Source organism: Arthrobacter sp. HLT1-20, assembly GCF_054510895.1.
The window spans coordinates 21,884-46,366 of sequence record NZ_JBTNDR010000001.1; the positions used below are offsets into that span (position 1 = coordinate 21,884).

21 protein-coding genes and 1 tRNA gene are annotated in these 24,483 nt (G+C 63.9%); 11 read left to right on the forward strand and 11 right to left on the reverse strand.

All coding sequences use genetic code 11. The annotated features are described in order from the left end of the window. Window positions 1-44 precede the first annotated feature (44 nt). A complete protein-coding gene (locus tag ACX80Q_RS00095) occupies window positions 45-3,518 on the forward strand; it encodes a M66 family metalloprotease (RefSeq protein ID WP_459328503.1) in 3,474 nt (1,157 codons plus the stop codon). Window positions 3,519-3,630: 112 nt separating this feature from the next. Here the strand turns inward: ACX80Q_RS00095 and ACX80Q_RS00100 are convergent, their stop codons facing one another. After that, entirely contained in the window at window positions 3,631-4,407 is a 777-nt protein-coding gene (locus tag ACX80Q_RS00100; protein WP_459328504.1) for a VOC family protein, read from the reverse strand. 182 nt (window positions 4,408-4,589) lie between these two features. Then, complete coding sequence (locus tag ACX80Q_RS00105; RefSeq protein ID WP_103464955.1) at window positions 4,590-5,078, reverse strand: YajQ family cyclic di-GMP-binding protein; 489 nt, start codon at window positions 5,076-5,078, stop codon at window positions 4,590-4,592. A gap of 242 nt (window positions 5,079-5,320) precedes the next feature. On the opposite strand from ACX80Q_RS00105, the gene ACX80Q_RS00110 reads away from it, so the two are divergent. The 4 genes from ACX80Q_RS00110 (at window position 5,321) to ACX80Q_RS00125 (ending at window position 7,488) form a co-directional block, all read left to right on the forward strand. After that, window positions 5,321-5,698: a hypothetical protein gene (locus ACX80Q_RS00110; RefSeq protein WP_459328505.1), complete on the forward strand. Its 378-nt coding sequence runs from the start codon at window positions 5,321-5,323 to the stop codon at window positions 5,696-5,698. A gap of 231 nt (window positions 5,699-5,929) precedes the next feature. Next, window positions 5,930-6,014 (forward strand) — tRNA-Tyr (locus ACX80Q_RS00115). Window positions 6,015-6,109: 95 nt separating this feature from the next. Further along, window positions 6,110-6,844: a hypothetical protein gene (locus ACX80Q_RS00120; protein WP_459328506.1), complete on the forward strand. Its 735-nt coding sequence runs from the start codon at window positions 6,110-6,112 to the stop codon at window positions 6,842-6,844. A gap of 269 nt (window positions 6,845-7,113) precedes the next feature. After that, complete coding sequence (locus ACX80Q_RS00125) at window positions 7,114-7,488, forward strand: sunset domain-containing protein (RefSeq protein WP_459328507.1); 375 nt, start codon at window positions 7,114-7,116, stop codon at window positions 7,486-7,488. Between the two features lie 64 nt (window positions 7,489-7,552). On the opposite strand, the gene ACX80Q_RS00130 is transcribed toward ACX80Q_RS00125, so the two are convergent. Next, on the reverse strand, window positions 7,553-7,819 hold the full coding sequence (locus tag ACX80Q_RS00130) for a hypothetical protein (RefSeq protein ID WP_459328508.1): 267 nt from the start codon (window positions 7,817-7,819) through the stop codon (window positions 7,553-7,555). A gap of 194 nt (window positions 7,820-8,013) precedes the next feature. On the opposite strand from ACX80Q_RS00130, the gene ACX80Q_RS00135 reads away from it, so the two are divergent. Next, window positions 8,014-8,466, forward strand: coding sequence for a hypothetical protein (locus tag ACX80Q_RS00135; RefSeq protein ID WP_459328509.1), 453 nt, complete (start codon window positions 8,014-8,016; stop codon window positions 8,464-8,466). Then, the gene (locus tag ACX80Q_RS00140) at window positions 8,453-8,833 is read left to right on the forward strand and encodes a thioredoxin family protein (RefSeq protein ID WP_459328510.1); all 381 of its coding nucleotides are present in this window, start codon (window positions 8,453-8,455) and stop codon (window positions 8,831-8,833) included. Before ACX80Q_RS00135 ends, ACX80Q_RS00140 begins: the two co-directional genes overlap by 14 nt. A gap of 76 nt (window positions 8,834-8,909) precedes the next feature. Here the strand turns inward: ACX80Q_RS00140 and ACX80Q_RS00145 are convergent, their stop codons facing one another. Further along, on the reverse strand, window positions 8,910-9,188 hold the full coding sequence (locus tag ACX80Q_RS00145; RefSeq protein WP_459328511.1) for a putative quinol monooxygenase: 279 nt from the start codon (window positions 9,186-9,188) through the stop codon (window positions 8,910-8,912). Window positions 9,189-9,262: 74 nt separating this feature from the next. Beyond that, complete coding sequence (locus ACX80Q_RS00150; protein ID WP_459328512.1) at window positions 9,263-10,204, reverse strand: DNA-3-methyladenine glycosylase family protein; 942 nt, start codon at window positions 10,202-10,204, stop codon at window positions 9,263-9,265. A 113-nt stretch (window positions 10,205-10,317) separates the two neighbouring features. Here ACX80Q_RS00150 and ACX80Q_RS00155 point away from each other — a divergent pair, with 113 nt between their 5' ends. Beyond that, window positions 10,318-10,890, forward strand: a complete 573-nt coding sequence (locus tag ACX80Q_RS00155) for a hypothetical protein (protein WP_459328513.1) — start codon at window positions 10,318-10,320, stop codon at window positions 10,888-10,890. 66 nt (window positions 10,891-10,956) lie between these two features. Here ACX80Q_RS00155 and ACX80Q_RS00160 read toward each other — a convergent pair whose 3' ends face one another. Beyond that, entirely contained in the window at window positions 10,957-11,880 is a 924-nt protein-coding gene (locus ACX80Q_RS00160; protein ID WP_459328514.1) for a LysR family transcriptional regulator, read from the reverse strand. Between the two features lie 145 nt (window positions 11,881-12,025). Here ACX80Q_RS00160 and ACX80Q_RS00165 point away from each other — a divergent pair, with 145 nt between their 5' ends. Further along, the gene (locus ACX80Q_RS00165; protein WP_459328515.1) at window positions 12,026-15,478 is read left to right on the forward strand and encodes a bifunctional proline dehydrogenase/L-glutamate gamma-semialdehyde dehydrogenase; all 3,453 of its coding nucleotides are present in this window, start codon (window positions 12,026-12,028) and stop codon (window positions 15,476-15,478) included. 97 nt (window positions 15,479-15,575) lie between these two features. On the opposite strand, the gene ACX80Q_RS00170 is transcribed toward ACX80Q_RS00165, so the two are convergent. The 4 genes from ACX80Q_RS00170 to ACX80Q_RS00185 are packed head-to-tail and all read right to left on the reverse strand — an operon-like array spanning window position 15,576 to window position 17,468. After that, window positions 15,576-15,977, reverse strand: a complete 402-nt coding sequence (locus tag ACX80Q_RS00170) for a VOC family protein (protein ID WP_459328516.1) — start codon at window positions 15,975-15,977, stop codon at window positions 15,576-15,578. 54 nt (window positions 15,978-16,031) lie between these two features. Then, the gene (locus tag ACX80Q_RS00175) at window positions 16,032-16,442 is read right to left on the reverse strand and encodes a helix-turn-helix transcriptional regulator (protein WP_459328517.1); all 411 of its coding nucleotides are present in this window, start codon (window positions 16,440-16,442) and stop codon (window positions 16,032-16,034) included. A gap of 9 nt (window positions 16,443-16,451) precedes the next feature. Continuing rightward, on the reverse strand, window positions 16,452-17,021 hold the full coding sequence (locus ACX80Q_RS00180) for a P-loop NTPase family protein (RefSeq protein ID WP_459328518.1): 570 nt from the start codon (window positions 17,019-17,021) through the stop codon (window positions 16,452-16,454). Window positions 17,022-17,030: 9 nt separating this feature from the next. Beyond that, window positions 17,031-17,468: an SRPBCC family protein gene (locus tag ACX80Q_RS00185; RefSeq protein WP_459328519.1), complete on the reverse strand. Its 438-nt coding sequence runs from the start codon at window positions 17,466-17,468 to the stop codon at window positions 17,031-17,033. Between the two features lie 111 nt (window positions 17,469-17,579). On the opposite strand from ACX80Q_RS00185, the gene ACX80Q_RS00190 reads away from it, so the two are divergent. Both ACX80Q_RS00190 and ACX80Q_RS00195 read left to right on the forward strand, forming a co-directional pair. Then, window positions 17,580-18,965 carry a cystathionine beta-synthase gene (locus tag ACX80Q_RS00190; protein WP_459328520.1) on the forward strand — a complete coding sequence of 462 codons (1,386 nt, stop codon included), beginning with the start codon at window positions 17,580-17,582 and terminating at the stop codon, window positions 18,963-18,965. Window positions 18,966-18,989: 24 nt separating this feature from the next. After that, window positions 18,990-20,153 (forward strand): cystathionine gamma-synthase, encoded by a 1,164-nt coding sequence (locus tag ACX80Q_RS00195; protein ID WP_459328521.1) that lies wholly within the window; start codon window positions 18,990-18,992, stop codon window positions 20,151-20,153. 122 nt (window positions 20,154-20,275) lie between these two features. On the opposite strand, the gene ACX80Q_RS00200 is transcribed toward ACX80Q_RS00195, so the two are convergent. Continuing rightward, window positions 20,276-24,310 (reverse strand): alpha-N-acetylglucosaminidase TIM-barrel domain-containing protein, encoded by a 4,035-nt coding sequence (locus ACX80Q_RS00200; protein ID WP_459328522.1) that lies wholly within the window; start codon window positions 24,308-24,310, stop codon window positions 20,276-20,278. Window positions 24,311-24,483: the final 173 nt, after the last annotated feature.

The following is a 24,483-nucleotide window of genomic DNA, read 5'->3' on the forward strand; positions in this document are numbered from 1 at the left end:
TGCTGTGCTCACGGGTGCAGGCGCCCCTGACACCTAGGAACGCAGTGAAGAGAACCTCGCCTTTCAAAGGCCAAAGAAGTACCACCGGCAAAACAATCCTCGCAGGGGCAGTGCTCGCCGTTTTGGTGGGGTCCACACTGCCCGCCACCGCCGCACCCGCCGTTCCGCTGAACGCATCGGCGTTTGTGCTGGCTGCGGGAACTGCCGCCATTGACATCAGCGGTGTGAGCATCACCGGCCAACTCACCGACGTCACCCGCGATGTCCTGCTGAACCCCTACACCGTGGGCGAAAAGGTCAACTACACCTTCAAGGTGAGCAACACCCGCGCCCAGACGGTGACTGTTGTCCCGCTTTCCGGAAATTTTAAGCCGTTCATTCCAGCCGACGGCGGCGGAAACTGCCGCTACATAAACCTGCCGGCCGGTGCCAGCTACAACTGCACCACTGCCAAGCACACAGTCACGGCCGCCGACCTGGCCGCGGGCTACTTCAACACCACCACCTCATGGCAGGTGGGCGCCGAGAGCAAGACGCTGTCGACGCCGCCGGTGAACCTGCGTTCCGGTGCCGCAACGGCCGTTGGCCAGCTGAGCATTTCAGGAACGCCAGCCAACCCGCAACGCAACACAACAACCTCGCCGTATGTCGTGGGTGAGGCTGTTGACTACAACTTCACCATTCGCAACAACAGCACCAGTTCAGTAGAAGTGGCCACGGTTGCCGGTGCATTTGCGCCGTTCCTGTCCGCCGACGGTGCGGGCAATTGCAGCCAACCCAGCCTCGCCGCAGGGGCAAGCTACAGCTGCACCACGGCCAAGCACACAGTGACCCGCGAGGAACTGGACAGGGGCTACTTCCTGCCCATCACCTCATGGCGCGCGGACACGGCAACTGTTGCCGTCACCACCGATCCGGTCAAGCTCGGGACACCCTTGGTGGACCCCCTGGCCGGCTACCTGAACGCCGCCCCCGCCGACCGCGGGCTGGGCTTCCACGACGTTGACAAGACAGGGGCGCCGCGGGCCATCCGCAACGACCTGTCCGCCGGCGCACTGGGCGGCATGGTGGAATTTGCCCAAAACCTCACCGTCAACCCGGCCGGAAACGACGCCGCGGAGATGCCGGACCTGGTGGCCCAACGCCAGGCACTGTTGCTCTTCACGCCGTCGCAGGCCACCAGCAGCGTCAGCGTCGCGGCCAGCGTCAAGGGCGTTGCCAAGGGCGTGTTCACGCTCAAGGCCCCTGCCTCACTGCCCGAAACCGATGCGAACTTCCCGGCCGGACGCCCCTCGGTGGTGTATTCCAAGCGGGCGTGGAGCGTTGACCTGCCGTGGGATGTGGTTGTCCCCGGCCTGGCACTGACGTTCACGGCGGCCGACGGCGGCACCGGAACCCTCCCGGCGTCGAACATCACCATGGCGCCGCCGTCAGAACTTGTCATCAACAACATTGAACTGGGCATGCTGACCACGCCCAACATGAGCGGGGACCATGCGTTCATCAACAAGCCGGCGCAGGCTGCGGCCGACTACTTCCAGACCATTCCGGTGTCCAAGCTGGTCATGGCCAAGTATGAATCGGTGCAGCTGAACAAGGTCATCGTGGCCAACGGCAACGTCTACACCCCGGAGAATCCTTCCGTGACCAACGGCGATGTGTACTCGGGCGACATGCGCGAAAACGTGGGCAAGGCGCAGGTCTCCACGGGCATCAACCTGGCCAACTTTGGCCAGACCTCCGGGCCCATGAACCAGCAGCAGCCGTCCCTGTACAACCAACGGATCATCCACCATTCGGCCGGCCTCTACGCCAACGGTCGAGCCGAACACGGCCTGTCCGGCGGTAACGGCATGGCCACGGTGTACGCCACCAGCGGCAACGAACTCAGCCACGAGCTGGGCCACTCCTACGGACTGGGCCACTACCCGGGCCAGAACTCCTCGCTGCCCGGGGACGCGGCAACCATCAACGCCACCCACCACGCCGATTCCGGCTGGGGCTACAACGCCTACCGCGGCGCCCTGCGCAGCAACTTGCGCATGGGTGATTTCCAGCCCAACGGCGTGAGCATCAACAACCTGCCGTTCACACAGACCTTCGGCGGCGCCTACAACTACCTGGTGGATGCCATGTCCGGGGGCTGGGTTGAGAGTAAGTACTCGAACTACACCATGCACACCGGCTACAGCGCGGACAGGATCCAGGAATCGTGGGCCAACGTGGTTCCGGATCTGGCCTACCCCAGCGGCTACCGCAACTGGGATGCTGCCTCTCAGTCCTTCGTTGACGCCAAGGTGCTCAATCCCGCGTTCAGCTCGTTGCGCCCCACAGCCGTGGGGGTGCCGGTGGTGACACTGCTGGGCGGCTATGTGCCGGCCGACTCCACCAAGGCGGTGCTGTACCCGGCCTTCCGTTCCAACTGGGGCAATGCGTTCACCTACCCGGCACCGGTTCAGGACGCCCCGGCGGCCACCCGGGTGTGCTGGATGGACGTTGACTTCCAGAATGGATCCGCCAAGCAGTTTGCCCTCAGCGGCGGCGTCAGCGGTGTCCCCGTTGGCAACGCGCTGCAGTTCAATATCAACATTGCCCAGGCTGACAAGCCCACCGGCGCCCAGCTGTCCTGCAAGCAAAACGGCGTGACCAGCCAATACGGCAACAGGATCGACATCGCCACGGACAGCCCGGCCATGCCGGCAGCCGTGACGATTGGCCAGGACGCCGGCTACACGGCAGTGCGCGACGCCGAACTGCCGGCCCTGCAAACTGAGCTCGAAGCTCTTGCCGGCAGCAGCTTCCCCGTCCTGGGGCAGGCTTCGAAGGCTTCGTTGACCAGCTGGAAGGGCAGCCTGGGGCTCTTGAACCCGGCAGCCAAGACTGTTGCCGAGAAAATCCTCAGCATGGATGCGGCCGCTGCGAATGCGGAGAAGTTTGTGGGCTACTACCAGGACACCATGGCCACCCCCGCCACACAGGCCCGGTTCACGGAACTGCTCAGCAGTTCGGGTCTGACTCCCTCTACGGCCACCCCGGTGGTTCCTGCCGGTGCGGCCATCAAGGTTGATGTTGGCACCAATGGAGTTGCGGCCGGGCATTGCCTGAAGCTCTATACGAACGCCGACGGTTCGCTGGAGGCCCGTGTTCCCAGGGGGGACATGGTGGCCACCGAATGCACCGGCGCAGCCAATGAGAAGTGGGCCATGGATGCCCGCGGTGCCGTGCACAGCGTTGCCCGCCCGGATCTGTGCATCACCAGCACCAACCCGAGCAGGCCCAGCAATTGCGACGCCTCCAACGTGTCCCAGCAGTGGGTGTACCAGGCTGACGGCCATTTGAACTCGGTGGCCTCGCCGGGCTACTCGGTTGACCTGAACAGGGCCACCCGCCTGCCCATCCTGTACCAGACCTCGGGTGGCAGCAACCAAAAGTGGATGGGGCTGGCCGCCAGCACCGTGCCGGCTCTGGTTCTGCTTGACGCCGCGACCCTGAAGAAGCTGGGGGAGCTCGGCCTCTAACGTTAAGCAACTAGCCCGCAGAAATCGACGAAAATATGCGTTTTGGGCGCATTTTTCGTCGATTTCTGCGGGCCAGTTTGTTGTGAACGACGGCGCGCGCCTCCTCGGGTGCCTAGGCCGGGGGCTGGACCAGCTTGAACATGGCTCCCGTGCAATCGGTCAAACCGGCAATCCTGCCGTAGGGGGAGTCCTCCGCGGCGTTGATGACCGTGCCACCCAAGGTGAGGGCCAAGGCCACTGTTGCGTCGACGTCGTCCGTCTGGAAGTAAACCTGCCAGTTGGAAGGTGCCTCGTCCGGCAGGTAAGCTGCGGCGTCCATGATGCCGGCCAGTTCACGTTCGCCGGCCACAAGATTGGTGTAGCGGAATTCGGGGGTGTCGCTCATGACAGAGGTCTGCAGGCCAAAAATGTCCCTGTAGAAACTCACTGCGGCCGGGTAGTCCTTGCTGTGCAGTTCATGCCATGCGGCGGCGCCGGTTTCCTCGTGAGCCTGAAAACCAGTGTGGCCACCAAATTCCCACAGACCCACGGAGGCGCCGCTGGGATCGCCAAGCATGGCCATTTTTCCTTGTTCCGGCACATCCATGGGCTCCATGTAGGAGATGGCGCCGGCGTTGGTGGCTGCCGACATGGTCGCGGCAATGTCATCCACACGCAGGTAGGTGCTCCACATATCCGGGTAGCCCTGGCCGCCGTCCTGACTCTGCATGAGTCCGGCTACGCTGTTACCGTCCTTCAAGGCCGTGGTGTAGCCGCCATACTTCTCTTCATCCCCCACCTCGTAATTCCAGCCGAAGAGGGCAGTGTAGAACTCGCGAGAGCGGCTCATATCCGAGGTCATCAGGTCAATCCAGCACGGTGCGCCGGCGGGGAAATCTTGCGATGTCATGGCAGCTCCAAAATACACATTGTTGGCTAGGAAATTGTTGGCTAGGGACAAGGGAAGACTATGCCCGCAGGTGAGCTGCGGGCAAGGGCAAAAAAGCGCCCGCCCAATGAACACTTGCCCACTGTGCGGTGGGTGAGTTCTTCGGGCGGGCGCTTTGAATGCGCTGCATCCAGCCTGTGAGGCTAGCGCATGTTCACGAACTGCAGATCGGCGTCCTCGAATTTGCGCAGGAGAGCCATGACTTCCTGGAGGTCGTCGCGGCTCTTGGAGCTCACACGGAGCTCATCGCCCTGAATGGTGGACTTGACGCCCTTGGGGCCCTCGTCGCGAATCAGCTTGTTGATCTTCTTGGCGATGTCCTGGGCGATGCCCTCCACGATCTCAGCCTCGAGGCGGTATTCCTTGCCCGAGGCGTAAGGCTCACCGGCGTCCAGAGACTTCAGGGAGATGCCGCGCTTGATCAGCTTGGATTCGAAAACGTCCATGACGGCCATGACGCGCTCTTCGGAATTGGCCTTGATCAGGATCTTTTCGCCGCTGAAATCGATCTCAGCGCCGACTCCCTTGAAGTCGTAGCGCTGGACTACTTCTTTCTGGGCCTGGTGCAGCGCATTGGCCACCTCTTGCTTGTCGACCTTGCTGACGACGTCGAATGTTGACTCACTAGCCATGATTCCTCCATGTGCGTGGAAATTTGAGCGATTGATCTGGATACAAGCGTAGCGCCCGAGGGCCCCAAAGCGTGGGTCCCCGGCGGAGAGGGCCCCGCCGCGAGCTTGCGAGGGGTGGGAGCCGTTGGGGAGAAGCGAGGTTTAGGGGCGCTCACAGTTTCCTCAAAGGGTCTGTACTGCCCGTGCACATTTGCCATTGGCAGAGTTGACGTTGTTGAGACCGCCAGTAATGAGGAGGACCCATGGCCGCCAATGACCCAGTAGCGTCAGTGCCCCGCAACGAGCCCACACCGCAAGGTTTAGGAGAAAAAGTTGCCAGAGCCAAAGCCAAGCCCGCCAAGAAAACTGTAGGAGCAGCTGTAGGAACGGCTGTGGCGGCGGCAACGCTGGCGGCTGTGACGGTTTTGAGCGGCCCCTCGCTGTCTGGTGCACCGGCGTCGGGCCTGAATTCGGCGAGCATCGTCAGTTCGCCGCCCAACTCGGCCTCCTCGCGGATCGCCGGAGTGCAGCAGGATGTGGCACGGGCTGTGCAACTGGGACAAATAACCGCAGAGCAGGCAGCCTTCCTGGAAAACCAGATCGTGAAGCGGATCCAACTGGGCACCTCGGACGTGGTCTAGGCCCCAAACCGCCGCCCATTTCGCTTGCATGCGTTTTGGCGGCTTGTGAGCGGTTGCTGAACCGCCCACAAGCCGCCAAAGCGCACAGGTGCCGGAAAACCGCTGTTTTGGGGTCGAAGCTGGGCCGCTAGAGATCTCGATTCGGTTTTTCGGCAAAACCCTAGTACAGTTTTACTGCTCCCACTTGTTGGGGGCGAAAGTTGAACCTGATGTTGAGGTTTGACTGGCCATGGCAGATTACCCGAGCGGCCAAAGGGGGCTGACTGTAAATCAGCTGGCAACGCCTTCACTGGTTCGAATCCAGTATCTGCCACCATACGGGAAACCCGGAACCACAGCGAGAAATCGCTTCGGTTCCGGGTTTTTTGTGTTCTGTGCCGCTCACGCCGCGGGCGGAACTACAGTTAAGGTATGGAATACGTTGTGCCTCTGATTATTGTGCTGGTCGTCGTCATCGCTGCGGTTCTCGCGACCAGAATCCTTGGGCGCCGGGGCCGGGCAACCTCGCCGGCGGGCGCCGCTGCGGCCAAGACCGGCACGCCGTCACGCCGTGGCAGGGAGGCAACGCGGGAGGAGGCCGAGGAGGCTAGTGCCAGGCTCACCCCCGAGGTGCACCGGGTCATCTATTCCTTGATAGCCCAGAATCAGGTGCTCAATGCCGTTAAGGAATACCGCAGGGCCACGCGCCTGAGCCTGGGCGAATCGGTGGCTGCCATCGCCGCGCTGGCACAATTCCCTCAGCCGTCACCGGAACAGGCAAAGGCGGAAGCCGCACTGACGGTGGATGACATCATCAACGCCGCCCCGCAGCCAGCCGCCGTGCAGGAGCCGGCAATCGTGGAGCAGCCAGCAGCCGGGCAGGAACCGGCAATCGTGGAGGAGCCAGCCGCCGTGGAGGCGCTGACTCCGGAGGTCAACGCCGCTCCGGTTGCTGGCAGCAAGTACCGCTACCGGGCCATCGTGGCCCACGGCGACGAGGTCCGTGAAGTGGCCAGCACCCGCCTGAATGAAGAGATTTTCAGCCAAATCCGCGCTCTGGCCCTTGCTGGCGACCACGACGGCGCAGCCCGCCTTCTGTGCAGCCATGCGGACATCGGTGTTGCCGAGGCAAGGGAGTTTGTGTCAATGATTGAACCGAACCCGTAACCTCCAGCGCGGCGCAGCGACGTAGTGTTCATGAATTTTCCGCCCGGCTGGATCGAGTGGGGCGTTGCATTCACGCCATAAGTTTCTGCTCTAACTCCTTGGGGAAAAAAGAAATCATCCGCTAGCGGTCCCACTCAGGGCCTGCGCCGACGCGTCCTTGTGACCCTGACGGCCTTGGCTCTGGTGGTCCCGATTGTCAGCATCCCCGCGAACGCCAGGCTGCCACGCCGGCCTGGCGGGTTGCCAGCTTCTCTGCCAGCCCTGCCACAGTGTATTTCGACGCTGACGGGTCCACCCCCAACAAGGCCGTACGGACGTTCAAGAGCAATTCCACCTGCTACCTGAAGACAACATTTGCGGCTTCTGTTTCCGGCAAGTGGTCCGTCCGGTGGGGCACGCAGGGGAGTGTTGCTGCGGCGTCGAGCGTACAGGCCTATGTGAAGGTTGTGCCGGCGCCCAAGCCAACATCTGCAAAACCGGCTAGCAAGTGGCGCTGCCCCGCGTGGGCGCCCATCAAGGGCGACGCCCCCAGTAAGATCTACCACCTCAAGGGGCAGCGCTTCTACGTGAAGACCACCCCTGAAATTTGCTTCTCAACAGAAACCGCGGCGAAGGCTGCCGGTTACCGCAAGTCGAAGGTCTGAGCCTTCCCGTACGGCAACAAAAACGCCCGATTCCATGACGGAATCGGGCGTTTTTTGTTCGGTGTCAGTTGATCTCGGGTTCGCCATCAAGGACAAAGCCGTCCTGGTGGTGGATCAGCTGGCGGCCCATGCCGGCGTCGAGCTGGATCCAGAGGCACTGGCGGTCGCTGCTGAGCGTCTCCACGCGGCCGGACAGGCGCCAGCCGCGGCCGTTGACCAGGGCCACCGGCTGATTCTTGCTCAGTGCCGGCCAGACCTCGTGGTTCTCGGGGTCAATGAATGCGCGGTGGTGGATGGGGCGTGTCATGGGGTCTCCTGAAGTGAAAGTCATCGCTGCTTCCTTTTCTATAGTCAATAGCGCCAGTATCCACGTCCCGGGTGAATTGGCTGTGAATATCATGTGTCCGCCCGGAGACCTTTCCTTGAAGGATGATGCTCGACGCCGGTGCCCGGGCGGGCGCGATCCTCACGTGCCGCCCGGCAGCGCCATGTTCTAGAACTACGGCTTCTTCACCATCCTGGCCTTTGTCCCGTTCATCCTGGGCTTCAACCATCCTGGGCTTTGACGCCTACGGGATCGGCGCCGTGTTCTCGGTCTTCGTGGCGCCCCTCGTTCAGCGCCGGTTCGGAGCAACCTGGGCGCTCATGGGTTCACTGCTTGGCCCCATGGTGATCCTGACCGGGCTGGCCCTGGCTGCCGGGCATTCGGTCACCACGCTTGTGGTGTTGACTGCCATCTCCGGCGCGCTGGCCCCGTTCATGGCTGCCAAGATCGCCGCACACTTCAACGCCTCAGCCACCTTCTATGTTGCAGCAGTTGCTGTGTTGATCAGCGCTGTAGTCATCTTTGCCGGCCGCAAGTTCCTGACGGCGCACGAGCCGCACAGGGTCTGGACGGCCAGCCAGGCTCACGCGTTGAGCGAAACCACTGCCATCCAATGGTGCTCTCACGTACGGTTAACCCATGGCTACAGTTGATATCACCACAGAATCTTTTGGTCCCACGATTGAGGGCAACGACATCGTGATCGTTGACTTCTGGGCATCCTGGTGCCAGCCCTGCGTGCGCTTTGCGCCCACCTATGAGGCTGCCTCCGAGAAGCACGACGGCGTGGTGTTCGCCAAGGTGGACACCGAGGCCGAGCAGCAGCTCGCCGCCGAGGCAAACATCACTTCCATCCCCACGCTGATGGCGTTCAGGGAAAAGGTGCTGGTTTTCGCCCAGCCCGGTGCGCTCAACGGCACACAGCTTGACGAGGTCATCACGGCCGTCAAGGCGCTGGACATGACTGAGGTTCACGCCGCCGTGGCAGCCAAGCAGGCCGAGGCCCCGGCTGCCGAGTAGAGTTCTTCGCGCAAACGCCAAGAGGCCCGTCATCAGCTGGTGACGGGCCTCTTGGCGTTTGCCGGGCAGAAGCCTGTTAGAGGCGTTCCAGCTTGGCCGGCTCAGCCAGCAGGGCGCTGAGGGACTCGTCCAAGTCCTGCACCGCGATGCCCTTGCCGTGCTTTTCCAAGTCCTCTTCGGTTGCCCACTGCTCAGTCAGGACGATCTTTTCCTCGGATTCCTCCGTGATCTCATACTGGATGCAGCCGGTTTCTTCAATGACCTGCTCAATCGCGATCTCGAGGGCGAGCTTCACGCGGAAGAATTCGCCCTCATTGGGGATGAACGTGGCCTGTAGGTTGATGATCTCACTCATGCCACAAGCCTAGGCGATGGCGGGGCCGGGGCTGGAAGCAGTTCCGCAGTGTGAACGCATCTGGGTTTGGGCAACTAGTGCCCGCGGTGGTCCGCGATGGTCATGCGTGGGCCAAACGCCGGCTTGCGGAAACCGCTGAGCTGGAGCATTCGCACCACCCGCTGCCGGTGCCCGCGCCACGGTTCAAGAAGTTCCAGCATGCCAGCATCGTCCACGGGTTTCCCCGCCAGCGCCCAGCCCACATAGGCGGCCAGGTGGTAGTCGCCCACTGCCACCTGATCGGCGTCGCCATGCGTGCGTTGGGTGACTTCCGCCGCCGTCCACACGCCAATCCCGGGGATGCTTTGCATCTTCGCGCCGGCGTCCGCTGCCGGCAGCTGTGCCAAACGCTCCAGGCCCGACGCCGATCGCAGCATCCGCAGGACCGTGGCCGAGCGCTGTGGCCCAACACCCGCCTGGTGCCATTCCCAGGACGGAATCGTGGCCCACTGGGCGGGGGTGGGGGCCACCAGGAGATCGTGGGGAACATCTGAGCCAACGCCCGGAGCCTTGGCACCGAATCTGCGCAACAAGGTCGCATAGCTGCGATGGGCCTCCAGCGATGTGACCTTTTGCTCCAAGATGGCAGGCACCAACGCGTCAACCATCCGCCCGGTGGAGGGCAGCCGCACGGCATGGTGCCGGCGCCGGGCTTCCCTGACGGCGCGGGGGAGCGTTGCCGCAAACCCGGGGGTGTCGAAGGCAGACCAGTCATCGTGGACGCCCAGCAGTGCGGGAACCGTGGCCAGTGCATGTTCGCCGCCGGACCCCCACGTGCGGATGCGCAGTTCCTGGCCGTGTTGGGTGATGCCCACGGTGGCGGGGCCGCCGGCCGTGTTGAAGGCCAGCCAGGCTGCATGAGGCGCCAGATGAACGGTTTTGTCCCGCGGGCCGCGGCCAATGATGCCCAGGGTTTCGTGCAGGGAGTAGGGGCCGCCGGCATCCCACAACATGGCGGGTCCTTCTGCGGCGGTCATGAATCCATGGTGGCACATGGGGCTGACACTGGACGCCGTGGCAGGCCAACGGTAGCGTCAAAGCCAGCAGAGAGGGGGACGTTATGCAAATCTTGGGTCAGCCAAGTTGGCGGATGAGCGAGGATCTCTCCTGGCCAATGAGCGTGGCGCTGCACATTCGAGACGCCCTGGGGCTGCCGGCCACCAAACCCTTTTTCATCCCACCGGTGACCCCTGCTGTGGCCGAGCACCTTGCTGTGACGGGTCCGGAGCTTGACCTGGTCCTGGCCGCTGACTGGACCCTGTGGTTCTCCGACTTGCTGGCCGACCACCTGGACATGCCCAGCAACGCAGGCATCGAGTACATGTCACTGGGGGATCGGGATGCCGGGTTCCGGTGCCTAGTGGAGTCTTGCTTTGAGGCTGCCCGGACGGCTGCCAACAGTTCCCGGGCTGCCTACGATGATTACTTCCAGCGAAACCTCAGGGGCCAGGGGATGATGATCACCTCTCTGGTGGCGTCCCTTGAAAAGGAGCTGGGGCACAGGGCCGCAGCTTTTGACTTGGATGTACGGATCCTACCGGTGGAGGGATTATGGCTCCATCGGGACTCTGAGCATCGGGTGCTCATGAGCCAGGCTGCCCGCCGGGACAAGGAACAGCTGCGCCACCTGCTGGGCCCCATCGTGAGGGAACTGGCGCAATAAGCCAGCCGTCCGGCGTCGTGCATGGGAAGAGTGCGCGCCATGGGTGAAGCTGCTGAGATGCATGGCTCAGGCAGTGAGTGACCGCGCTGATTGCTCCAGAATTTCCCGGCACGCCAAAAGCGCTGGGCGACGGCGGCTGGCACGCCGCGCGGAGGTGAAAACCGTGCGCCGGGGGAGCCCGGGCAAGTCGATAAGGGTCAGTGCCGGCGGGCGCCCGGTCCACATGAGGTCCGGCATCAGCCCCACAGCGTTGCCGGATTCAATGAGCCTGATCTGCGCCTGCAGATCGGCTGTTTCGAAACGTACATCGGGTTCAAAGCCTGCCTGCCGGCACGCTTGTTCGGCCCAGTGCCGGGATGCAGCGCCCCGGGGTTCCATGACCCAGGGCAGCTGTGCCGTGTCCTCAAGGCCTCTGATGGGACCTGTCCGCAAGCGGCTCATGCCTCCGGCGACGCCCTCGGAGGGGACCGCCAGCCTGATGGCGTCAGTGGTGAGCGTGATCCTGTCCAGCTCCGGATGCAGGGGAGCGGCGTGGCCGGGATACTGCTCAGCCACCACCAGGTCAAAGTCCCGTGCCCACGTCTCATAGAGTGCCGTTTCGGGTTCGCGCTGCACCATTTCAATCCGCACATCGGGGTACGTCGCCGCCATGGCCGTGAGCATGTCCGGCAGCAACGCCAAGGCCGCCGATTGGAACACGGCCAGCTTCACGGTGCCGGTCACAGTGGTCAAAGAGGCGGACAGGTCAGCCTCTGCGCGTTCCAGGGTCTCCAAAAGCTCCGTGGTGTGCTCCACCAGAATCTCCGCCTGGGGTGTCAGCTGCACGCGGCGGCCCACCTTGAGCAGGAGTGGCACGCCCACTTCCTTCTCCAACAGGGCCAGCTGTTGGGACACGGCGGACGGGCTGTATTGCAGTGCCGCGGCCACGTCAGCCAGGGTCCCCCTCAGATGTAATTCACGCAGCAGACGAAGGCGTTTGACGTCCAGCATGGGCACCTCCAAAAGGATTAGTAAAAATGACTATTATTCATCATAAATCACCACTTTTGCTTATTGAACAAAGGTCTCATACTTGTGACTAGAAAAGCTTTTTATCCTCCCCTTGGCACCAGCAGAAATGAATGCATCAGCAACTATGACTAGTTCCGTCGCCGCGGCCACCTCCGCAAACATTCCGGTTCCCAGCAACGATCTTGCGCAGGAAACCATCGCCCTTGTCCGGCACTGGCTCACCGAAGCCGCCACGTTCCCGGCGGACGTCTCGGCCCAGCGCCTGGCCGGCGTCCTGAAGGACCCCAACGGCCTTGACTTCACCGTCGGTTTTGTTGATGGTGTGGTCCGTCCCGAGGACCTGGCCGTTGCCGCCCGCAACCTGGCCATCCTGGCCCCCAAGGTTCCGGCGTTCCTGCCCTGGTACATGCGCAGCGCCGTCCGTGTCGGCGGCATGATGGCCCCCATCCTGCCGGGCATTGTCATCCCGATTGCCCGCAGGGTGCTCCGCGACATGGTGGGCCACCTCATTGTGGATGCCACCGACGCCAAGCTGGGCCCGGCCATCGCCAAGATCCGCAAGGGCGGCGTGGACCTGAACATCAACCTCCTCGGCGAAGCAGTCCTGGGCGAGAACGAAGCCGCCCGCCGCCTTGAGGGGACCCTGAAGCTGCTGGCGCGCGACGACGTCGACTACGTCTCCATCAAGGAATCCTCCACCGTGGCACCCCACTCGCCGTGGGCCTTCGACGACGCCGTGGACCACATCGTGGAGAAGCTCACCCCGCTGTACACGCTGGCCAACTCCTTCCCCAAGGCCAAGTTCATCAACCTGGACATGGAGGAGTACAAGGACCTCACCATGACCATCGCGGTGTTCAAGCGCATCCTGGACAAGCCGGAGTTCAAGAACCTGGAGGCCGGCATCGTGCTTCAGGCCTACCTGCCGGACACCCTTGCTGCCATGATCGATCTGACCGAATGGGCCACAGCGCGCCGCGCCGAGGGTGGCGCCGCCGTGAAGGTGCGCATCGTCAAGGGCGCCAACCTGCCCATGGAGCAGGTCCAGGCCTCCGTCTTCGGCTGGCCGCTGGCCACCTGGGGTACCAAGCAGGATTCGGATACCAACTACAAGCGCATTGTGAACTTCGCGCTGACCCCCGAACACATTGACGCCGTCCACGTTGGCGTGGCCGGCCACAACCTCTTCGACGTGGCCCACGCCTGGCTGCTGGCCAAGCAGCGCGGCATCGACACCGCCACCGGCCAGTTGGAATTTGAGATGCTGCTCGGCATGGCCACCGGCCAGGCCGAGGCCGTCCGCAAGGATGTTGGCTCCCTGTTGCTGTACACACCCGTGGTTCACCCGGGCGAGTTCGACGTCGCCATCGCGTACCTGATCCGCCGCCTGGAAGAGGGCGCAAGCCAGGACAACTTCATGTCCGCCGTCTTCGAGCTCTCCGATAACGAGGCACTGTTCCAGCGCGAACAACAGCGCTTCCTGGCCTCCCTGGCCGACCTGGACACCACCGTTCCGCCCACCAACCGCGTCCAGGACCGCAACCAGCCCAGCGCGGAAGCGCCCGTGGATTCCTTCGCCAACACCCCGGACACAGATCCGTCACTGGTGGCCAACCACGCCTGGGGCAAGGACATTCTGGCCCGCATCCCCGGTTCCCTGCTGGCCGTTCGTCTCGTCGCGGACACCACCGTCACGGAACTGGCCGCGTTGAACAGCATTGTTGACACCGCCGTCGCTTCCGCTGCGACCTGGGGCGCCATGAGCGGTGCCGAGCGCGCAGCGATCCTGCACCGTGTCGGCGACGTGATGGAGTCCCGCCGCGCGGAGTTCATGGAGGTCATGGCATCGGAGACCGGCAAGACGCTTGACCAGTCCGACCCCGAAATCAGCGAGGCAGTGGACTTTGCCCACTACTACGCCGAGCGCGCCAAGGACCTGGAAACGGTCGACGGCGCCACCTTTGTCCCGGCGAAGCTCACCGTGGTCACCCCGCCGTGGAACTTCCCCGTGGCCATCCCCGCCGGATCCACCCTCTCAGCCCTTGCCGCCGGCTCCGCCGTCGTCATCAAGCCCGCCCCGCAGGCCCAGCGCAGCGGATCCCTCATGGTCCAGGCCCTCTGGGATGCCGGCGTGCCGCGCGACGTCCTGGCACTGGTCCAGCTTGGCGAGAACGAGCTGGGCAAGGCCCTGGTGGCACACCCCTCCGTGGACCGCGTGATCCTCACCGGTGGTTACGAGACCGCTGAACTGTTCCGCAGCTTCCGCACCGACCTGCCCCTGCTGGCAGAGACGTCCGGCAAGAACGCCATCATCGTTACTCCCAGCGCCGACCTTGACTTGGCTGCGAAGGACGTGGTCCAGTCCGCGTTTGGCCACGCCGGCCAGAAGTGCTCCGCGGCATCGCTGGTCATCATGGTTGGTTCCGTGGCGAAGTCAGCCCGCTTCCGCAACCAGCTGCTCGACGCCGCCGCCAGCCTCAGCGTTGGCTACCCGGAGACCGCAACCACCCAGATGGGCCCGGTCATCGAAGCGGCCAGCGGGAAGCTCCTCGGCGCACTGACCACCCTGGAGGCTGGCGAAAGCTGGGCCATCGAGCCCCAGCAGCTCGATTCCACGGGCCGCCTCTGGTCCCCGGGCGTCCGCACAGGTGTTGCGGCGGGCTCCAACTTCCACCTGACCGAGTTCTTCGGCCCCGTGCTGGGCGTGATGCAGGCAGAGACGCTCGAGGAGGCCATTGCCATGGTCAACGCGATCGACTACGGCCTCACCAGCGGGCTGCACTCGCTGGACTCCGCGGAAATTGGCCTCTGGCTGGACACCGTCCAGGCCGGAAACCTGTACGTCAACCGTGGCATCACCGGCGCCATTGTGCAGCGCCAGCCCTTCGGCGGCTGGAAGAAGTCCGCAGTGGGTGCAGGCACCAAGGCCGGCGGACCCAACTACCTTGTTGGTTTGGGCTCCTGGGAAACCGCTGAAGCCACGGCCACCGAGCCGCTGGGAGACGCGGCCGCCAAGATCGTTGCCGCTGCCACGGAGCTGTCCGCCGAGGAACAAGCATTCCTGCTGCGCGCATTGCACAGCGACGCCGCAGCATGGGCTGCTGAATTCGGTGCGGCCAAGGATGTCTCGGCTCTGTCTGCCGAGCGCAATGTGTTCCGCTACCTGCCGCTGAACCCGCTGGTTCGCCTGGCAGAAGGCGAATCCATGGCCAAGCTCCTGCGCGTTCTTGCGGCAGGAATCCTGGCCGGAGCAACCCCGGAAGTCTCCTCCGGCGTCGCGCTTCCCTCCGCTGTGCAGGCCCTGCTGCTGAGCCTGCGCATCAACGTCACCATGGAGTCCGACGCCGAATGGCTGGGCACCGCCCGCGCCTTCGGTGCCGGCCGCATCCGCTTGATCGGCGGAGACGCCAGTGCTGTTTACGAAGCAACCGGCGGACGACCGGATCTGGCCATCTACCGCGGTCAGGTCACCGAGGCCGGCCGCGTTGAGATGCTCCCGTTCCTGCACGAGCAGGCAGTCAGCATCACGGCGCACCGCTTCGGCACCCCGAACCACCTCTCGGACGGCCTGATCTAGCCCTAACCCTCCCCGCTGCCCAACTGAGACGCAGTAGTTGCTAGAAACCGCGTGGTTTACAGCAACTACTGCGTCTTAGTTGTTTAAGTGGCTGCGGTTAGCCCTGCGAGACGCGGACCATGTTCCCGGAGGGGTCCCGGAATGCGCAGTCCCGAGGACCCCAAGGCTGGTCCGTGGGTTCCTGCAGCACCTCGGCGCCGGCGGCCGTTGCCTTCTCAAAGGTTGCCGCCAGATTGTCGGTGCTGAACACGAGCATGGGGAGCACTCCCTTGTTCAGCAGCACCGCCATGGCGTCGCCGTCGGCCTTGGAACGGCCGGCATGCGGTTCGGAGATGACAATGCCCAGGCCCGGCTGGGTGTCCGTGCTGAGCGTGACCCAGCGGAATTCCCCGGACTTGACGTCATTGCTGACGCTCAGGCCAAGGGCATCGCGGTAAAAGTCGATTGACTCCTCGGCGTCGTTGACTGTGATGTTTGTGTATTGCAGTGAAATAGCCATAGGACGAAACTATCCCCGCGGAGCCCTGCTGCGCTTCTCCATTCCTGCTCAACTCTACTGAGAGCGGTTGACCCTGGCCGGCCCGGTGGTGTTCTTGGCAAAGCACGGCGGCATGGCCTCAATGGCACTGTGTTCCCTGGCCCCGTAGCTGCTGGGGGTCTCGCCCATGATCTCGGTGAACCGCGTGCTGAAGGAGCCCAGCGAGGTTGCCCCGACACTCATGCAGGCATCCGTCACGGACACCCCGCTGCGCAGCAGTGCGGCAGCTCGTTCAATGCGGCGGGTCATGAGGTAGCTGTACGGCGATTCGCCATAGGCTTCCCGGAATTTGCGGGAGAAGTGGGCCGTGGACATGAGCGCCTTCGCGGCGATCGTGGGCACATCTAGCGGCAGGGCGTAGTCCCTGTCAATCATGTCCCGGGCCCGGCGCAGGTGGGCCAGATCGGCCAGTTCCTCGGGTGTCATGGCTTGAGGCTACCAGCCGGCGGCGAGGGAGCGGCGAAGGCTCTTCACCCAGTGTTCCGCCTCCCGGGGCGAGCGCAGGCGCACAATCTGCAGCTCCGGCTGCGCTTTTTCCAGCGCCGGCACCGCGGCCTTGAGCTTGCTGCGGGTCCGCCAACCCCAACGGATGATATGGTCCCGGTCGGTGAACACCCGGTGCAGCGCAGGCTCCACGTTGCCGTTCCACAATTCCTGGTGCCGCAGCCGGCGCCCCACGGTGCGGCGGATGAGGCGCCACATGGAAACCGGCATGGGGAAATCCAGCCAGATGAGGGTGTCCGCCCGCTGTGCCAGCATGCCCCGGGCCTGGCCGTACTGCCACTCCGTCACCCAGCCACGGCCCTGGGTGAGACGGTCGACGTCGGCCATGAAGTCCGTGCGCTGCGTCCAGTTGGGTCCGTGGAACAGGCTGTCTATCTCCGTGTGGGGAACCTGAAGCAGCTGCCCCAAACGCCCGGCAAACGTTGTCTTCCCCGCACCGGAGACGCCTGCCACCAGGATTCGTTGCGGGTGCGCGCGAAGGGGATCGGTGGCGGAGAGCATCCCGTGATTCTATGCGTTGGCCTCGGCATAGGCCTTGAACGCCACCATTGACTTGTAGCTTTCCTTCGGGAAACTGGCACCAAAGAGCAGACCAACCACCTTCATGAAACCCTTCATCTCAAAGATGTTGTGCGCCACCCACTGGGTGGCCGTGCCGTCCATGTCAATGAACTGGTTCTCGCAGATGTTGTGGACGCCCTTGGCGTCGTAGTTACCGTCAAAGTGGTCCGGCAGCTCCCGGCGCACAATGGTCTCCACCATTTCCATGGTGCCGCGCCCGCGTTTGAACGTGAGCTTTGAGGTGGCTCCGTTTTGGCCCGGAACACCTGCCAAAGGCTCAAAGGAGAGAAGGCCGTCCATCCAGTGCTGCATATTCTCCGGATTGTCGAACAGCTCGATGAAGCGTTGCCGGGGTACGTTGACAATGATGTCTTGGGTGTATTCCATGGCCGAATCCTATACCCGCACACGGCTGCGCGCAGGGGGCGGGGTGGTGGGCCGCCAACAAGGCGTCATGCCCGGTGGTCACGGCGGCCGCTTACCGATACGTTTGGACTCATGAAGTACGCGAACTCAGTCCTTGACCTGATCGGCAACACCCCCTTGGTGAAACTGAACAAGGTCACCGAGGGCATTCAGGCAACCATTTTGGTGAAACTTGAGTACATGAATCCCGGTGGATCCGCCAAGGACCGCATCGCGGTGAAGATGCTGGACGAGGCTGCCAAGGAGGGCCTGATCCTGCCCGGCGGGACCGTGGTGGAACCCACCAGCGGCAATACCGGTGTGGCGATGGCCATGGTGGCCCAGCAGCGCGGCTACAACTGTGTGTTTGTGGTCCCCGACAAGGTGGGGGAGGACAAACGTGCCGTGCTGCGGGCCTACGGCGCCGACGTTGTGGTGACGCCTACGGCGGTGGCGCCGGACAGTCCGCAGTCGTACTACGGTGTCTCCGACCGTTTGGTCACCGAGATTCCCGGCGCCTACAAGCCCGACCAGTTTTCCAACCAAAACGGACCGCTGAGCCACTACGAAACAACAGGTCCGGAGATCTGGGCTGACACAGCGGGCAAGGTCACGCACTTCGTGGCAGGCGTGGGCACCGGCGGGACCATCTCCGGCACGGGCCGCTACTTGCGCGAGATCTCCAAGGACCGGCCCGCCACTGAGGGCGGGGAAGTGCAGATCATTGGCGCCGATCCCGAAGGTTCCGTGTATTCAGGCGGCACCGGAAGGCCTTACCTGGTTGAAGGCGTGGGTGAGGACATCTGGCCGCCCTCCTATGACCCCAAAGTGCCGCACCAGGTCATCGCCGTGAGCGACAACGACAGTTTCGCCATGACCCGGCGCCTGGCACGGGAAGAGGGGCTGCTGGTGGGCGGCTCCTCCGGCATGGCTGTGGTGGCCGCACTGGAGGCGGCCAAAGACCTGGGTGAGGAGGCCGTCGTCGTCGTCCTGTTGCCGGACAGCGGCCGCGGCTATTTGGCAAAGATCTTTGACGACAGGTGGATGCAGTCGTACGGTTTCCTGAAGGCCACGGACGAGCCGGCCATTGGGGAACTGCTCCAGGCCAAGACGGGGCAGCTTCCGGACCTGGTCCACATCCACCCGAATGAGACAGTCCGGGACGTCATCAACCTGATGGCCGAATACGGGGTCTCGCAGATTCCCGTGCTGTCCGCCGAGCCGCCGGTGGTCATGGGCGAGGTGATTGGGTCGGTGGATGAGCGCACACTTACGGGCAAGCTGTTCCGCCACGAAGCCAAGCTGACGGACAAAATCCGCGAACACATGCAGGCCCCGCTGCCCATCATCGGCTCGCTTGAGCCCATCGCCGCGGCGCGTGCCAAGCTGCAGGATGTGGACGCGCTCATGGTGACGTTTGTGGGTGCACCCGTGGGTGTGCTGACGCGCCACGACCTGCTGAACTACCTCAACGACTAACTTTTCACCACGCTAGGAGACACCATGACTGAAGGATTCAACACCCGAGCCGTTCATGCCGGCCAGACACCGGACCCCACCACGGGTTCCGTCATCGTGCCGTTGTACCAAACCACCACGTTCGCCCAGGACGGCATTGGCCAGCTGCGCAATGGCTACGAGTACGGCCGCGGCACCAACCCCACCCGCGATTCCCTCCAGGCCCAGCTTGCGGCCCTCGAAGGCGGCGATTTCGCGTTCAGCTTCGCCTCCGGGCTGGCCGCCGAGGACGCCCTGATCCGGGCGCTGCTGCTCCCGGGCGACCACATCATCATGGGCAATGACGTCTATGGCGGCACCTACCGGCTCATCAACCGGGTCCTGTCGGTGTGGGGTATCAGCAACGCTGCCGTGGACATGTCCGACGCCGGCGTGCTGGCTGCCGCCGTTGCCGCGGGTGGGCCGGAGGGCAAGACGAAGATGGTGTGGGTGGAGACGCCGTCGAACCCCATGATGAAGATTACCGACATTGCCGCGCTCGCCGAGGTGGCGCACGCTGCCGGGGCGCTGCTGGTGGTGGACAACACCTTCGCCTCCCCATATCTGCAAAACCCGCTGGCCCTCGGCGCGGATGTCGTGGTGCATTCCACCACCAAGTACATTGGCGGGCACTCGGACGCTTCCGGCGGGGCGATTGTGCTCTCCGATCCCGAGGCCGCCGAGAAGATCGGTTTTGTGCAGTTCGCCGTGGGCGCAGTGTCAGCCCCCATGGAGGCGTGGCTGACCACCCGCGGGCTCAAGACCCTGGGGGTGCGCATGGACAGGCACTGCAGCAACGCGCAGGAGATTGCCGAATGGCTGCTGACCCGGCCCGAGGTGGAGCGCGTGCTGTACCCCGGCCTGCCCGGCCACCCGGGACACGCGCTGGCGGCGAAGCAGATGCGCGGCTTTGGCGGCATGATTTCGGTGCAGTTCAAGGGCGGCGAGGCGGCGGCCCGCAAGGTTGCCGAGTCCACGCAGTTGTTCACCCTGGCCGAGTCCCTGGGCGGGATTGAATCGCTCATGAACTACCCCTCGGAGATGACGCACGCTTCCGTCAAGGGGACCGAGCTGGCCGTGCCGGTCAATTTGATCCGGCTGTCGGTGGGCATTGAGGACGTTGCCGACCTGATTGCCGACCTGGAGCAGGCCCTCAACACCCTCGGCTAGAATCCCCACACACAGACGCTCTCGCAGCAATGGTGCAATTTTCACAAACGCTATCGCAGTGAACTGCGAGAGCGTTTGTGAGAATCCAGCCATTGCTGCGAGAGCGTTTGGGGTTGTTGCTGCTAGATGTGGCGTGCCCGGCGGCGGGCCAGTGTCAGCACAGTTCCCAGCAGCAGAACCACCATGCCCATGAGCAACAGCGGCGTTGACGCGGCACCGGTGTTGGACAACTGGGTGGTGCCGTCCGTTGCCGACGGGCTGATGGTGTTCGACGGCGTTGCGCCGGGTGTGCCGCTGTCTGCCGTTTTCGTCGCGCTCGCCGTGGCGCTTGGCGACACGGACGCCGTCGCCGTCGCCGTCGCCGTTGCGGACGCGGACGCCGTTGCCGTCGGTGTTGCCGTGGGGATGGCGGCGATGACGAGCGGCGGAACCGAAGCCGAGATGTTGCCGGCAACGTCTCTTGACCGGTAGGTCAGCGTCAGCGCGCCGTCGCCCGCAGCAAAGGGCGCACTGTACGTGCGCCAGGTGGTGCCGCCGTCGGTGCTGGATTCAATGGACGCCACACCGGAGCCTGCATCGGCAGCCGTGAACGTGACCGTGCGCTGGGAAACACTGCCTGCAACTGTGGGGCGGATGGTGTCCACCTTCACCGGGCCCAGCGTCTTGGGTTCTTCTTCGAGGCCACTGGCGGAAACCGATCGGTACTGCACGGTGGTGATGCCCTCGGGGAGTACCACCGGTGCGGCGTACGGGGACCAGGCCCCGTCGCCGAAGCGGTACTCGGTCCGGCCGGCCCCGGCCCGGGCGGCATTGGCGGGCGCCTCGCCCGCGACCTCTGTTGTAAGGGTCAGGATGGGGGCAACCATGTGCCAGCCGGAGGCGGCAGCCGCGGCGATGCTCGCCGTGGTGACAGGGGCCGCCTCAGGGTCGGCACAGGTGACGCGGGCGTTGGCCCAGTCGGCGCGGTCAAACCAGTTAACTGTGCCCTCGGTGACCTTCAGTGTCAGCTTCTCGACTCCCTTGATGGGGACGTTGATGGACTTAGGCTCGCCGCCGGTGACCACGCCGCTGTTGTACAGCTCAACGCCGTCGCCCAGTACCAGGAAGGTCACGGACGGGGTCTTGCCCGCCTGGTCCATGGTGCCGTCAATGCCGGCCAGAGCCTGGAAGACGCTGCAGCGGCCGCCCACGTTGAACTCCAGTGTGGTGGGAGCCTGCACACCCAAACCTGTTGCGTAGCTGACGCCGTTCAGGGTCAATGGACGGCGCACGCGGGTTGCGGCGTCGCCAATCTCGGTGTCGCGGGCAACCAGGCCGTGTTCGGCGCCAAAGTCAGCGCTCAGGAACGGCAGGTGCGACAACTGGGTCACGCCGTTTCCGGGTGCCGCCGGGGCGGGCTCGTCCCCGCCGCAGGTCACCTGCGCATCGGCCCAGTTGGCACGGTCAAACCAGTTCACGCCGTTCGGGTCCACGTTGAGCGTCAGCAGCTGAACGCCCGTGACATCCACGGAGATCTTCAAGGGTGCCTGCTGTGTAGCTCCAGTGGAGGCCGTGAAGGCGCCCGAGGTGTAGATGTTGGTGCCGTCTCCGAGCACATTGAAGATCACGTTGGGTGCCTTTCCGGCGGCGTCCATGGTGACGTCGATGCCAGCCGTGGCGGAGAAGTTGGTGCACTTCCCGCCCAGGTTGAACACGATGGTGGAGGGCGAGTTCACGCCCAAGCCCTTCTCATACACAGTGCCGCCCAGGGTGATCTTATTGCGCACCTTGGTGCCGTTGTCGCCAATGGCCGTGTTGCGCCCAATCGGCCCCAGCGACGAGTCCGACTCGTTGGAAACGAACGGCAGCTCGGACAGTTGGGTCTTGCCATTGCCCGGGGGCGCCGGCAACACGGGCTGGGCTGGGATGAAGTCGTTGACCTCGTTGTAGCGCACGACGGCGTCAGCCGCCAGGGCGTTGATGTCCCCTGCCGCTGTGGTGGCGTAGCCGCCGGCTGGCTCGTAGGGGCCCGTGCCGTTGACGAACGCCGCGCCCATGGCACCGAAGTTCGGGGCGGTGCCGGCTCCGCTGCCGCTCATCTTCTGCTCCAGGGAGGTGAAGTAGGCGCTCCAGCGGGCCTTGTAATAGCCACCCACCAGGCCGTTCCATTCACGGTTGGCGTAGTCGTTGAGGTCGGACATGCCGGGGGACCAGAGGCTGACGATGGAGCGCTGGTCGGCCTCCATCCCGGCCTTGTCCGCGGCAACGGTTGTGAAGTCGCGTGCCTGCTTGAGCCAGCTGCCCAGCAGCTGCTGGGAGTTGGTGCCGGCAATCGTGTCCATGAGATCCATGGAATCCAGCCACAAGGTGGTGAGTTCGTCGAAGTCCGTGACTTCACCGGCGTCGTACGCCTTCTTGATCTTGGGCAGCATGGTCCGGGAGAGGTTGGAGAGCACCTGGCGGGAAACATCCATGAGGTCGTACTTGTAGGTGTCGGTGGCCTTGACGGCCGGGCTGGCGGCCAGGAGCTTGGGCAGTGCCGTGGCGAACACGGCCATGTCGTAGCGCTGTGAGCCGGGGGACCACGCAGCCGCGGTATTCACCGTCAGGGACGGTGCGGCACCAAACAGGCCATCGGCAGCCTCGCTCCAGCCATCGTTGGCGGGAAGGTCGTAGGCGCTCTGGCGCAAAACATCCCAGGCAGCGGCGGCATTGGCATCGGCCACGCCGTAGCGGCGCTGGGCGAAGTCGCTGAACCACGCGGTGAGGTCCGTGGGGGCGCTGCGCCAGGCCAGGCCGGCAAAGAAGTCAAAGGCCGCCGGGTTGTTGTCGCCGCCCTCGGGCATGATGGCCAGGCCCTTCATGGCACTGCCGGGCTTGTTCAGCCATTCAAAATAGCGCGTGTTCTGGACCGAGATCTGCGAGCCCATGGTGGTGTGCCCGCCAAAGTTCCAGATGGTGCCAAAGGCGTAGGGGATGCCCTTCCACGTGGCGTCGCGGTTTTGGCCGTTGTACCGGTCCGAGATGCCGTCCACGATGAAGGTGGTGGCCGGGTTCGCAGCCGCTGCAACTGCCTGCGGCGGGTTGTTTTGCCAGCCGAGGAGAACCCAGATGGCATCCTTGTGGGAGGTCTGCAGGGCCGTTTCCACGGCCACCGTGGCCGTGGAAACGTTGACACTGCCCGGGGTGCCACCTTCATGGAGCAGGTCCATCTTGTACATGGAGGAAGCGCCCAGGCGGGTGGTGGAGGCGTCGTAGAAAGCCTTGGCGATCTGTGGGAACACAACATTGTTGGGGTCCAGCCAGTCGGGGCGTTGGTAGCCGCCCACCCAGTTGCCTTGCGGGACCACTGAGGCCGTTGGGTTCTTGGCCTTGAAGCCGGCCGGAACCGTGCCGAAGTAGCCCGGCAGAACGGGCACCATGCCCAGGGACCGGATGTAGTTGGCAATGTCCTTGCCCAGGGCCGCGCGCTGGTTGACGGTGTTCAGCGTGATCGGGTGGGGATCTGCTGACATGTTCTGCAGCAGCCACCACGGCTGGTGGGCGGCCTGGGGGATCCAGGCTAGGATCTCGGCCTCGCTGTAGCCAAACTGTTTCAGGACATCCAGGTAGATGGCCTCGGTGCCCACCGGCATGAAGACCTCGTTTAGGCCGTGGAGGGCAAAGGTGTCAATCATGTCCTTCCACTGCTGCAGTGAACGGTAGGCGCCCGTGTAGCCGTCTTCGACGTCGTTGTTAACAAAGCGGTGCTGAACGTTGGCTGTTTTCTGGATCAGTGCGGTGCCGGGGAGCGTTGCCGGCAGCTTCAGGGAACTGCTGTTCCACGAGGTTGACTGATGCAGGACTTGACCAACATAGGCATTGAATCCGGCCAGGATAGTGGCGGGGGAGGAGCCTTCAATGCTCACCCGGCCGGCAGCGGCCGTGACCTTGTACGTGTCCTGCCCGCCATTTTTGGCGATGATCTTCAGATCAAATTTGCTGGCGTCGGCACCTACCAGCCTGTCCAAGACCGTTGCAGCAGACTCAGCGCCGGCGCCGATCTGGGCCGCCATGGGGGCCGCGGGCACGGCGCCGGCGGGGGAGGTGGGGCTCAGTAGTGAGGCGGCCACGGCCACGGCGGCTGTGGCGGCTCCGAGGCTAACTAGCTGGCGCCAACTTTTTCGTGAGGTTTTCATGCACAAGTGTCCTTTGCTGGGGCGGATGCCTGGCAAATGAACAACTTTTCCTGTGCCTGGCATGACGAGGGCAATGCGGTGTTATGCATAGCATAACTACATTTTGCAAAGGCATTGTAATATTACTCACACTTTAATTTCCGGACCTTTGTGCCCGCCAGGTGGCAGGCTCC